This window comes from Sphingomonas sp. FUKUSWIS1, assembly GCF_000733135.1.
Taxonomy (GTDB): Bacteria; Pseudomonadota; Alphaproteobacteria; order Sphingomonadales; family Sphingomonadaceae; genus Sphingomonas; species Sphingomonas aerolata.
In genome coordinates, this window is the sequence record NZ_JPJC01000041.1 from 33,489 (window position 1) to 45,765 (window position 12,277).

Genomic DNA, 12,277 nt, shown 5'->3' on the forward strand with positions numbered 1-12,277 from the left:
CGTATCCTCGATAGCACCTAGCAGCAGATCGCTCTGTAGAAAATATACCGTCGATATTGGGCTTGCTTGGTCGTTAAGCAATAAGTTATACCTAAACGTAGGTGATCGATCAAATGAATGAAGTTGGCTACGCTGTGTAACGACACTTTATCAGTACGTTGCGACCCCAAGACCAAAGGATCTTCCATACCTCGTCTGCCTTCCATAAAATAGACGTGGTTGCCTTGCAACGAGGGTGGAGGAATAACTGACTCAGAGCAGCAGGCCCTGAAAGCCGATCGTGTCAGCAATTAAGCGCCGCTACACCGGATAGGCACTGTGAAAAAACGACGTCGTGTAAGTTCGGGGATGTCGGCCGCTGGCCGTGCAGGGCTGAAGAAGAAGCCTTGTCCGATATCGCAACCGGCACGGCGTAGCAAAAGCGCCTGTTCTGCCGTCTCGATACCTTCAGCCACGGTTTTCATTCGAAAACCCGTCGCGAGGCCAATCACGGCGTTCACGATCGGCGCGTCGCTGCAGTCCGCCAGTAGAGGCGTAACGAAGGACCGGTCGATCTTCAAAACCGACACTGGAAAGCGTTGGAGATGCGACAGCGAGGCGTAGCCAGTACCGAAGTCGTCGAGGGAAAGAGAAATGCCCGCCCGGCTTAAGATGGCGAAGGCCTCCTCCACGATGTCGAGGTCCCGACCGAGAAACACTGACTCGACAATCTCGATCTCCACCATGGCAGCAGGTACGCCCGCGGCCGCCAGACGCCCCAGTAGCTCGTCGGCAAAGCCGGGGCGGCGTAGGTCTACCCCAGAGGCGTTCAGCGCGACATGGCCGAATGCCACCCCCGATTGCAACCAATGTCGCATGTCACCGATCACCTGGCGCTGCATGAACGCGCTAATCTGACATCCAAGATCGCGGTCGTCGAAGGCGGCTGCCAGTGTGTCAGGCGTCTGTACCCCCCGCGTGGGATGATCCCAGCGCAGCAATGCCTCGAAGCCAACGACCTTACCTGTGATAAGATCTACCTTGGGCTGGTAGAAGGGCCTAATCCACTCGGCGCTTAGCGCCTCACGACCTACAGCGAGCATGGACACCTGGCGCTGGAGCTCAGCGCGCAGTTCTGGCCTGAATGGGCGCAAGCAATTTCGACCACTGGCCTTGGCATCGTACAGCGCGAGGTCAGCGCTCCGGAGCAGCTCCTCGGCCGTGGGGCCATGCAAGGGGTAAATCGCAAGCCCTGCGCTCACCTGACATTCGATCCGGATATCGTCCACCTCTACTACACCGTGTAGCGCGGAGACTATGTCATGCGCCTGCTGTTCAACCCCCACTTGATCAGCGGCCTGAAGCAGCACAGCAAACTCGTCGCCGCCAAGCCGCGCCGGCGTGCCGCACTCAAGGACCGTCAATCGTTCCGCGATCCAGCGTAGTACAGTGTCGCCAGCTGCGTGGCCGTATCGGTCATTGATGAGTTTGAACCGATCGATGTCAAAAATGATCACTGCCGACGGACCGCCCCGCGATGTAGCGCGCTGCAATGTGCCCTCGAGGCATTTCTGGAACGTGGCGCGGTTGGCGAGACCGGTCAGCACGTCATGGCTCGCGCGCCACGCCACATCCAATTCCGCCAGACGCTGCTCATGGACGTCTTCGGTCGTGCCATACCAGCGTGAAATAACGCCGGTGTCGTTGCGCAAAGGGGCACCGCGCGAGCGCATCCACCTGAACGACCCGTCCTGCAGCATCAGGCGATAGATACAGTTGAGCGGCTGACCGGTCGCGATGCTTTGCTTCCAGTGGCTCCGGAGCCGGGTCACGTCGTCAAAGTGGACGGAGCGCAATAAACGTGTCCCGAGCGCTTCCTCAAGCGGGCGCCCGGTCAGTCGCGACCATGCCGACCCGACCTCAATTAACATGCCGTCATGCGAAGCGGTCCAAGCGATCTGCTCGCACAATTCAATTGTATAGCGATAGCGCTCCTCGCTCAGGTGAAGCGCAGCCGCGGCGCGGTTGCGTTCGGTCATATCCATCATCGCCCCGACCATGCGGGTGGCTTTGCCATTCTCGTCTGTCACCACGAACCCGCAGTCGACGATGTCCGCATACCGTCCATCACCGCGTCGGAAACGATAGCACTCCCGCCATCGCTCGCTTGAACCGGTGCTTATTACCTCTTCGATGCTGGCAGAAACGCGCGCTCGGTCGTCGGTATGAATCTGCGCCTTCCACCAATCCCCGTGGTTTGTTTCGGGGCTGAGAACATGGCCCAACTGGCTGCACATCGCTTCGCCCCAGGTCAACTGACCCGTATTGAAGTCCCAGTCCCAGACCACGTCGTTCGTCGCCTTGGTCGCGAGGCGGTAACGTTCCTCGCTGGCGCGCAACTTGTCCGTCGCGCAACGCCTCTCGTCGCAATCCTCGGCGGTGCCGCACCACCGTAGGATTTGGCCGTATGGATCCCGTAGCGCGGTGGCGCGGACGTGGAACCAGCGGTATTGCCCATCCGCCAGACGGATGCGACATTCAATCTCCAGGGCACAGTCGCCCTCATTCGCGTTACGCCACGCCTGCTGGAGAACCTTACGGTCGGCTTTGTGGATTGCGCTTCGCCACTGTGCGCGCAACACCTCGTGCGTCGCGAACCCAAGCTTCTGAAGCCCGCGCGGTCCCACATCCACTATCGTGCCATTCGGGAGTGCTATCCAGGGGATAATCGGGCCGAACTCGACCAGATAGGCATATCGCTCGGAAGACTGCCCGAAGGCGTCGAAGACTGGCGCGGCCGCCCGATCATCACGGCCTGGGGAAGGCTCCTTGCGCGCAGTGGCCTCGATGTGAGCCGCAGCGCGGTGCAAACGACTTTCCTCGCTCATCTGGAACCTGTCCCCCAGCGAAAACAATAGGCACCGAGTCTTAACTATGACTCAGACCCATTGAGGCCCTTTGGCAGGTCGTAACATAGAGAGCTGATCGCGACCACGGTCGAGACCGTAGTCAGTTGGTCAACGGCAAGTCGTTTAGACTTAACCGGCTATAAGAGTGAGGTGAGCAGCGGCAAGGTTTCTATCTCGGTGTTTTCGTCCCCTAAAGCTCTGACAGCGCCTCGCAGGTTTCGCAATGAACTCGCGTGGTGATCGATAGCGCAAAGCGCGGTGCAGATGCACCTCGTTATAATGGGCAAACCAGCCAGGCAGTTGGTCGATGACGCTCTGCGCATTCGGCCTGGGGTTCACACGGACGTAATCGCGCTTGAGAGTGCGAACGAACGCCTTAGCCATGCCTCGATTGAGGACTGCTGACCGGGATCGTACACGCGATCAACCCGATGTCTCGGGCGAAGGCGCGTGTGCCGCGACCGGTGTAGCAGCTGCCGTTGTCGGTAAGCCACTCGATCGGCTCGGGCACTCCGTTCACCTGTCCGTAGCTTAAAAAGATTGCTGTTGTCGGTTAGGTTACGAGATATCGGCCGCGTAAGGCGACGGGGTAAACGCTCACCCCTTTCCAAATGCACTTTACCTTTTTAAGGTTTTGACGTGGTGACGGGCTTACGCCAACGAGCAAATTACCCGCGCTTTAATCGATTCGTACGGATAGCGATCCGGAAAACTTGTGGAACCCCGAAGGGCAACCGCTGACGCGTCGTCTTCGTCTGGTCGAGTAGGACCAACCGTTCAGCGCTAATTCCGTTTTGGAAAAAATCGGCGGGATCAATCTCTATCCTTGGAAGGTTTGTCGCGTCAGTATTGAAACAGAGGCGGGGCGCTGAGACAGATTATGCCAAACGAGGAAACAGAAGATCAGCACGCTCGTGTTGCCCGGGAGTTAGGCATCGATCCAAAGGCGATTCGAAATCATCCCTATGACCTCGAACTGAGAAAAAATGGCTCTCTATTGGTTCGCTGGCACGACCAAGCACCCGACGGAGTCATTCGAGAAGGAAAGCTTGGCTCATACACGACACCCATTCAGCCCGCTAATGACTCTTTACCTCAGAAGTTTGCAGAGGAAATCGTTCGACATTCTGAATCAGGTTAGAGGATGCAGAACGGTAACGACCCTCTGGCCGCACCATATCTCGACATCGTGTTTTCGGGCGTAGGTCTTTCCGTCCGAAACGGCCTTTGCATCATTTGGACACTCTAGATCGATGCGCTCGATAATCCTACCATCGTTACTAATAACATATACGCGATATTCAAGCATCACTGTTCTTTCGAGCCCATTATGGGAGAGCCAACCTGAAAGACGGTCAAGTTTGCGTAAAGCGGTATCGCAACCGCTACGGTAAAAAGAAACGTCCAAATTGTTCAGATGTTAGCAGATGTTGCTGTCCAGTCGATTTATCCAACAGGGGCGTTAGCGTAGCACCATGACGATAATAAGTCCGTGGGGCCTGCTGGTGGCGCACCCAGGCAGAAACGCGATGGGCTAACATCGATATGATCAAACGCTGACCGACTTCGATGAAGATGTTGCGTTAACGCTCAATATGATGCGTTATGCGCTATCGAACGATAGAAAAAAATGGTGTAATCCAGCCTACGGCGTTCCCGACTGGCATGCCCTACGTGACATTCTCTTACGGCCTGTAAACTATAATAGTGGCTATAGCCAGCTTGACGTCCGCTCGCGTTATTGCATCTAACCGTTGTTAATTGTGTCAACCGCAGACGCGATACGCGCCCAATCATGTAGATCAGCCTCATCGCTTACAATTTCCAACAAGGTATCGACCATAGGCGCGGTCGCAACGGTTCTACGCGCCTCGACGATCGTCATTGCCTTCAACCAGACTTGGCGGGCGGTCATCATATCTTGAGGTTGCGACGGGCGGGTTCAGCAAGCAGCGCTTCCGCCATCGCCTTTAGCGCCAAGCCATCTGATTGAAGATATGTCTCCCGCAGGCTCTGACGGTAAAGGAATTCGATCACGTCGGGATGTAGGGGCAGTGTCGTCATCGCCTCGAGACTATGCGCGTTTGACCGACTCAGGCAAACGATCTGCATAGGCGAATGAAATGCGTTCTTTGCACGTCGGGTAACTTGGTCGAGCTACGTCTCAAGCCTACCAACCCGTCCGATGATAGTACTGCGCGATTCGGCTAACGCGACCCGGCATCGCAGGCGCAACCGATCCAGTTTTGGAATGCGCTTGAGATGCGCAAACAGCATCTAGATCTTCTTCTGCTGGCGACGGGGAGGTCCAGGTCATGCGCGCCTTCATTACTGAAGCAATTGACCTTGCGAGCAGGTATGTTGGGCTTGCGACATTGCCGCAGTTTGCAGCTGGCGCAATCCTGCTGGCGGGCGCGATAACAGATGAAGCCATCCTGACCGGCATCGCCGCGGGCCCGCATGGAAAGTGGTTGCATGGGCACAGGCGCTTGATCGGCGACCTTGTCGATGGCAACTCTACCCTTGCCTAATCAGACTACACACGCCAGCTCCGCGATAAGTTAGTCTTCCGTTTACAATATATAGTCCTTTGACCGGTTTGTATATCAATACCTCTAAAGCGCGCAAATCCGTTGTTGTCGGCTAACGTGCTTTAAACCTAATGCGGTGACGATCACTAAACAGATTCACGTCATAAGCATTTATGTCGAAAGACGTATTTGTATTTAACTCGGGGGTTAATATGCGCTACTGGCCTATCGGTAAGCCCGTCAGGGTCCAATTGAAACAACTGCCTCTGGAATTGTCATATTCAGATTAACGTGTTCCTGTAACGCCTTACTCGAAGAATGATAAGACGGAGAAATGCTAAACTCGAAAAGATGCCCGGCTTTCCAAGTCGGGCATCCTTTGCTATTTTGACCTCGCCATTTTATTGCTGCTGTTAGAACTGGGCATCGCCTCGAAGGCGACCCGCGACACTTTGTTGAAGCTTCAAGCTCGGTTCTCATTTGACGTCACGGCGATCCGACGCGATTCGACCTCGCAGCGCCTAATTAAAGACGAAGAGGCAGGCGAGAGCCCGAAGCCGCTCATGTCGTGGAGTTCGGCTAACTAGGACTTCGTACCGTTCAGGAGTAGCGAGCGGACGCCAGGAAGCGCTCCTTCTTCAGCCGCCCAAAACGATTTATTCAGGGCGTAATTTTCTCGCGGAAACCGGCCACTTGTTCATCATGGGCCGTCCCTTGCAACTGTAGTCTTGCGCTTCGATGATGACGGCTTGGATCTTGGTTGTAAAGCCGCCTCGTCTGGCGCCGAGACTGGCCGTTAGGGTCAGGACCCATTGCTTTGAGCGGCTCGATCTGACTCAGGCTCCGTGAGGAGACCGAGGATGAGTGACCTGTACTGGCTGACCGGCGAGCAGATGGCGCGGCTTGAGGCCAGGTGAGCGACTACACCGGCGCTGCCGCGTTGCTTGAGGATTTACCCAAGGCGCAGTGGATGCTGGCCGACCGAGGCTATGACGCAGACTGGTACAGGGACGCCCTGCAGGCAAAGGGCATAACGCCCTGCATTCCGGGGCGAAAATCCCGGATCATCCCCGTCAAATATGACAAGCGCCGCCACCGTCATCTCCTGGCTCTGATCAATGAGTCGTGACCCTAGGGCGTATCAGCCTTGTTCCACCACCTTCCGGCTATGACAATCCTCACAAAGGCCAAGTGTTGAAACCAATCCGGCTAGATGACAAAGTCTCGGCGCGTGCCTTTCCTACCTTAGGTTAATAATGCTAAGGTGGGCTTGTGATCCCCCATTCATATCCGCCGAAAAGCTGTGGTCGTTCGATAAGCAGGACAAAATAAATGCCTCGGCCTGACGAAAATCCACTCGCCCGGATTGTGGAGAAGCTAGGCGAATGCGCTCGTATCCCGGACAAGGCAATTGAAGCAATCCTACAGATGCCTTATGTGGACAAGCAGTTGCATCCAGGAAGCTTTCTCGTTCGGGAGGGCGCTTTTGCCAACAAGTGCGGCGTACTGGCGTCAGGCTTGCTTGTTTACCAGAAAACAAGTCGCAATGGCGACCGCCAGATTCTTTCGATCAAGATGCCCGGGGATATGTTAGGACTGGAAAGTCTTTACCTGGATACGCCAGATTACAATATCCAAGCACTTACCAGATCCAAAACAGTCATCGTACAAAGCGATCTGTTAAAATCCATCTCAGACGAGTTTGTGGTTGTACGTCATGCCATAAGCAGGATCATGTTGACCGAAGCGTCCATCCTTCGCGAACTGATATTGAACATAGGCAGACGAGACGCCCGCGCCCGGCTCGCGCATTTCCTCTGCGAGTTTGCCGTTAGAACTGGCGGCACAGATAAGATCAACAATCGATCTTTTGAACTTACACTGACACAGGAGCAGCTTGGTGATGCTCTTGGGCTTACCGCTGTTCACATAAACAGAACGCTTCAGCTTTTGACCCGAGATGGTTTGATAGCACGAGATGGGAAAAATATTCGTTTTGTCGATTGGAATCGGCTACAAAGCATAGCTGACTTTAGTACTCGGTACCTGCATTCTAGAGAAGTAAGGCTAGATGTTTAATTAGCCGGTCAATCTTTTCGGCAAAGCTTCATTCACATCGATAGTTTCAATCCGGCTGCCACGCTGGAACCCGCCATGACGTTTTCGGACGGTCTGAGGCGTTTTGCGTCATCAAGCTACCAGCCGGCGCGGGCTTTCACCAGATCACAAAACTGATGAGGGATGCCTCGTCACGGTTTTCAAAGGTCGTCACTGCCGTGGTGGAAAAGCCGGAAACTACCAAGCACGCGGCTGCCCACCGACCCGCTTAGCTGCGACTGATTCTATTTCGTTTAAGTCGGCTTGCGTCAGAGCGCCGGTTGCGAGCATCTTTCGCATCAACTCGTCCAATAGGGCCGCAAGGAAGTGTATTTCACGTCGTTCTGAGCCCGTGTCTTCGCCCTCAGTGTTCACTTCCATGCGCCGTTCCTTGGTTAGCCGTGCACTTTAGACACGGCCATTAACGTCCGCCAGGCGAGCATGTTGCACACCCCGCGTCATAAATCCGGGCAAACGTTCTCGTCGCGGAAGGATCTACGTCACGCAAAACGTCGGACATAAATACGTGGTTTAGGAGTGTATCTGAGAAGTTCGACCTGTCGTCACTGACTGGTGCAGGACAGAAGGATATCTCAGACGACAGCCTCTTGATCGTCTCAAGACGCGATCGCCGATCCTGCCTGTGACGACTTACGTGCTTCTTCCGACAGGGCGTTCGATCATGTTTGCATCCTCCCGGATCATCAGCCGTCCGCTCGCGCCCGCGCAAACAGCCGTTTAAAGTCACTTGTCTCGATCGCTCCCATCGCCAGCATACGTCCTGCAAGATAGCCCGGGGTGCCGGTCAGACCGATCGAATAGGCCTCTTGGCCGTTTGCACGCAGGCGCGCGGCGACGACTTCTGCATGTAAAGCAAGCCACGTCGTCGCGCGCTGCCAGTCCCCTCCAGCACTGGTAACGGCGTCTCGCAGCATGTCGTCGTCGATTATACGACTGTCGGTCATCAGCTGGCGATGAATGGCCGGATAGATCCCCTGTTCGGCACAGGCGAGCGCGATGCTCGCAGCACGTTCGGACGGTCGACCGAAGATTGGCCAGTCCTTATAGATGACCCTAACCTTGCTATCGCGTTCCACCGCCTCTTCCAAAGCGTGGAAGGCATGACGGCAGGCGGGGCAGCGGTAATCGGTGAAGACGGCAAGCCGGAGCGTCGCATCGGCTGGACCTTGCTCGGGTGAATTTCCACTGGTCAGGATCAGGTCGGCGGTCGGCCCAACATCCCGACCGATTGGAGCCGTGCGACGCAGCACCTGCCCGACTGCCCAGCCAGCCACCACGACAGCCCCAAGCCCTACCGCCTGCCTCCGATTAAGTGGCTCTGGCATGTTCAGGTCGTCCGAGGCTCGCTGAAAGCCGCTGCGACTAGACGGCGTAAAGTCGGCAGATCGATGGCCCCGGCTACGACCTGCATGCCGACGATCAACGATCGTGGCGCGTTCCAAGTCAGCGCCGCCTGTGATTGAAAAGACACAGCTGTCCCGAAAATAGACATCATTCGGCTAACAGCCAATTTCAGCAATATATCGGTTTGTGAGTCGTCATGACCTCCATTATACTTTTGTTAGGCATAAAGTGAAGGAGGCCGTCATGAAGCGTCTACTTTGTTCGACTATGGCATTTGTATCAGCGTTCGCGATGGCCCCAGCGGCTCATGCAATTGATTACACCCCTGGCGACCCGGAGTTCACGGTCAGCGGTGATATCACGAATGGTACCGTTTCGGCAGATTTCGGTCGTTCGGGCATCGGGATGGGCGCATTCCAAGATACTTTCAATTTCGTCATCGATCAGGCCGGTCTGGCTAGCGGTACGTTGAGCACGAACACCACGCGGCTGACGAGCTCTACCGATCTCGACATACTGTCGGTGTTTATCAATGGCTTCGCAGCGACGAAGACCATTGTGGGCAATGCTGAATTTTTCGAGATCAACAACTTGGCTATTGCTTCGGGTGCGCCGAATCAGATCGTGGTGAACGGCATGTCGCGTGGCAACGGGTCCTATGCTGGCACAGCAACCTTTGAGCCTTCGGCAGTTCCCGAGGCAGGTACCTGGGCGATCATGTTGTTCGGTATTGGCGGGATCGGTGCATCGATGCGTGTTCGCCGTCGCCAGGCAAAGGTCGCATACGCCTAAGCACATTTGATAGTGGGTCCCAGTGTCCATCTATCTTAAAACACCCGCCAACCTTTCGAGGTTGGCGGGTGTTTTTTTTGAGATTTAGCAAGCTCGGTTCTACGCAATGAACGCCATTGATCGGTGAACTTTAAAGCGAGTCAGACGGTACTGCGCTCAATGGTAAAAGACCCTAGATCGCAAATTCGTTTTAATGATCCCTATTAGTTACTGAACACAAAGTCTTGTGTCGACATCCATCGGTTTACAACCACACACCGCCGCCATCCTCGGTCTTGCACGCTCAGCGAATACGTAGCCGAGCTGATGGAGGCACAACAGAAGCGAAGGTTCGTCGACCAAAACTAAGCCAGCTGCGGTTCAGTGGTATGTCACCCGATTGCTGGGGGCATTAACACCCTGTTTACCGTTTACCGGCAGGCTTGGGGTGGGGGACATGGTATGCGATATAGAATTTATGAGCTGGGAAGTTCTGGCGAAATCGTAAGAGGGGCGGACCTCTCAGCGCTGCACGACGAACAATCGATTGCTGAAGCTGCCGATCACATCAATCGTTGCGGACTTGAGATATGGCAGGGGAATCGCAAGGTTGCCGTTATAAGTCCATTCAAGCTTGGCTAAAATATGCGTCTCAGGACAGCGCCTGGTCTGGTGAGAGAACTAGGCGTTCATTAACGGCGGAGATGGTTCTAGGCCATCAGGCATTCCTACTCGAGTGCCTCACCTGATATTGGTGTTAGACGACTCCACCCGGGGTGTTGGTGGTATAACACTGGCCATTAATGGTGTGATTTTCGCGATCGACTCAGCCACTGCAGGTCCAGGGGACATATTTGCCGCCCAGATTTGGTCTGCGATGGACAGGCCGAGCGGCACACCTCCCACCATTTCGCCTGCCGTCAGATCATAGCTGATCCGGCAAGGATCCTTATACTTGGCATTATTCCCGGTCGGGTTGCTAAGCGCATCGGAGGCGCGGAACGCATCGAAACGCCAGTGGACGCCGAGAAAAATACGACTGAGCGAGTTTTCGAAAATTGCGTGCCACAGGCTGGGGAACGATCGCGAGATCCGGGTGCGGATCGTTCCCGGCTGATCGGCGATCGGGCGCGCGGCGGTATAGGCCTGGTGAAGGTCGCGGCTGTAACCATCGAGTTCGTCTGAGACTAACGAGAAGCCGATCTCATCGCAGTCATGGTCGCCAAAGGATAGATTGTTGCGGTCTTTGTAGAACAGCCGGACGATCTGGAAGCAGGCGGCACCAAACGTTGCATGACCCGAGGGGTAGGCCGGAAAGGGCGGCTTGAACGCGATCTTGTCAGTGTTAGTCTCGGGTGCACCTAACGCCTCCCAAAACGGGTCGCCATCGCGCATGCCGTCGGTTGGCTCGCTCACTGGCTGTTCGCTCGACAAGGTCCCCGCAGCGTCGTCCCACTCGGGACCTTGGATGGCGTCATGCTCGCGGACCCCCGACAGTGGGCGCCAGAACTCGTACCGGTACTTCTCGCGCCACGAGAACTTGCCGGCATCAGCCATCGCCGTGTTCGCGAGCGCGAAGACCCGGACGAACTCGTCCACCTGCAGCGCCGGGTCGGCCTGCATGCCGCGGCGTTCCCAGGCGATGGTTCGGACAATCTGGTTGTATAGGCGTGGTGGTGTCCCGATCAGGTTGGCGCCGTCATAGGCCCAAAAATAGGCCGCGACCGTCTGGTTCGGCGTCCGCGTCGTGCCAGCGGCATGGGCCGCCCCGCCAAGTCGTTTTACCTCGCGCAGAGCCGCGCGATACTCGGCACGCTCCGGCCCGGGGTTTGCAGGCTCATCTTTAGGTGGGGGTGCCAGGATTAGAGCGTCCTCGTTCGCCACCGAGAAGGTCGCGACGGTCGTACCGTAAAAAGGCCCGTGGTATATTCGCATTGGCTTGTCGCCCCGATCCGGATGGTCGGGGTCGATGACGGGGAGCCTGACCGGGTTGACCGGTTCATCGCGAAAATAATAGCGATCGGTACGAGGCTTATAATGGCCTTGTCCGGCACCGATTTGCCCCGGTTGAACGGCGAGCAGCGTGAGAATCCTGCCAGCTACTGCCTGTCCAAACGCGAATGCGGGATCGAGTGCGTTTAGCTGGAATGGCGCGTCGGATATCATCTTATCGAGCGCCGACACGAGCTGGTCCCTGGCGAGCACGGAAATGCCCGCGCCTGCGCTCCGGTAGAGCGCGTCCAGAACCGTCACTGCAGCGCCGCCAATGGCCACCTCTTGAGCGGTAAGGCCGAGCGATCCGCCACCAGTCGGCAAGACGGGCAATGACATGCCGAGATAGGGCGGGAATGTCGGCGAGGTCTGCAGGCCGAACCACGCATCATGAATCGCTAGGTGAAAGAGACCGAGCGCACGCGAACTCATGGTTGGCCCCGTTTGCGGACCGCTCAAGCTGTGCGTTAGGCGATTCATCTCCAGCGCGACGAAGTTCCAGTAGAAAACTGGGACCACATTACGCAGTTGATCGACTGACGAAGTCGGCGCCGCTTCGAACACGAGTCACCTCCATGCTGACTAAACCGAGTCGGTCTATTGTGCCAGCGAGCAATACAACATTTTAAAGAT

The 12,277-nt window shown here is 56.1% G+C and carries 7 protein-coding genes and 2 pseudogenes; 3 read left to right on the forward strand and 6 right to left on the reverse strand.

What is annotated here, in order from left to right:
• Positions 1 to 290: 290 nt before the first annotated feature.
• The 4 genes and pseudogenes from sphsw_RS18240 to sphsw_RS20215 all read right to left on the reverse strand — a co-directional run.
• The gene (locus sphsw_RS18240) at positions 291 to 2,867 is read right to left on the reverse strand and encodes a sensor domain-containing protein (RefSeq protein WP_152555367.1); all 2,577 of its coding nucleotides are present in this window, start codon (positions 2,865 to 2,867) and stop codon (positions 291 to 293) included.
• A 150-nt stretch (positions 2,868 to 3,017) separates the two neighbouring features.
• Positions 3,018 to 3,272: an integrase core domain-containing protein gene (locus sphsw_RS20865; RefSeq protein WP_081874110.1), complete on the reverse strand. Its 255-nt coding sequence runs from the start codon at positions 3,270 to 3,272 to the stop codon at positions 3,018 to 3,020.
• A 1,530-nt stretch (positions 3,273 to 4,802) separates the two neighbouring features.
• Positions 4,803 to 4,952, reverse strand: coding sequence for a hypothetical protein (locus sphsw_RS19625; RefSeq protein WP_160172596.1), 150 nt, complete (start codon positions 4,950 to 4,952; stop codon positions 4,803 to 4,805).
• Positions 4,953 to 5,111: 159 nt separating this feature from the next.
• Positions 5,112 to 5,341 (reverse strand): annotated as a pseudogene (locus tag sphsw_RS20215) (IS5/IS1182 family transposase); the annotation flags it as partial.
• A gap of 985 nt (positions 5,342 to 6,326) precedes the next feature.
• Between sphsw_RS20215 and sphsw_RS03665 the strand changes: the two are divergent.
• Both sphsw_RS03665 and sphsw_RS18640 read left to right on the forward strand, forming a co-directional pair.
• A pseudogene (locus sphsw_RS03665) lies at positions 6,327 to 6,518 on the forward strand (transposase); the annotation flags it as partial.
• Between the two features lie 233 nt (positions 6,519 to 6,751).
• Positions 6,752 to 7,498, forward strand: a complete 747-nt coding sequence (locus sphsw_RS18640) for a Crp/Fnr family transcriptional regulator (RefSeq protein ID WP_081874111.1) — start codon at positions 6,752 to 6,754, stop codon at positions 7,496 to 7,498.
• Between the two features lie 722 nt (positions 7,499 to 8,220).
• Here sphsw_RS18640 and sphsw_RS03670 read toward each other — a convergent pair.
• On the reverse strand, positions 8,221 to 8,811 hold the full coding sequence (locus sphsw_RS03670) for a DsbA family protein (protein WP_235188275.1): 591 nt from the start codon (positions 8,809 to 8,811) through the stop codon (positions 8,221 to 8,223).
• 313 nt (positions 8,812 to 9,124) lie between these two features.
• On the opposite strand from sphsw_RS03670, the gene sphsw_RS03675 reads away from it, so the two are divergent.
• Positions 9,125 to 9,673 (forward strand): FxDxF family PEP-CTERM protein, encoded by a 549-nt coding sequence (locus sphsw_RS03675; protein WP_042466505.1) that lies wholly within the window; start codon positions 9,125 to 9,127, stop codon positions 9,671 to 9,673.
• Positions 9,674 to 10,393: 720 nt separating this feature from the next.
• Here the strand turns inward: sphsw_RS03675 and sphsw_RS03680 are convergent.
• Positions 10,394 to 12,208, reverse strand: a complete 1,815-nt coding sequence (locus tag sphsw_RS03680; protein WP_152555368.1) for a vanadium-dependent haloperoxidase — start codon at positions 12,206 to 12,208, stop codon at positions 10,394 to 10,396.
• Positions 12,209 to 12,277 lie beyond the last annotated feature (69 nt).

What these genes read in the sequence shown, in the direction of transcription:
- sphsw_RS18240 (WP_152555367.1), bottom strand. Translation starts at nt 2,867, where the DNA reads ATGAGCGAGGAAAGTCGTTTGCACCGCGCTGCGGCTCACATCGAGGCC.
- sphsw_RS18640 (WP_081874111.1), top strand. Translation starts at nt 6,752, where the DNA reads ATGCCTCGGCCTGACGAAAATCCACTCGCCCGGATTGTGGAGAAGCTA.
- sphsw_RS19625 (WP_160172596.1), bottom strand. Translation starts at nt 4,952, where the DNA reads ATGACGACACTGCCCCTACATCCCGACGTGATCGAATTCCTTTACCGT.
- sphsw_RS20865 (WP_081874110.1), bottom strand. Translation starts at nt 3,272, where the DNA reads ATGGCTAAGGCGTTCGTTCGCACTCTCAAGCGCGATTACGTCCGTGTG.
- sphsw_RS03675 (WP_042466505.1), top strand. Translation starts at nt 9,125, where the DNA reads ATGAAGCGTCTACTTTGTTCGACTATGGCATTTGTATCAGCGTTCGCG.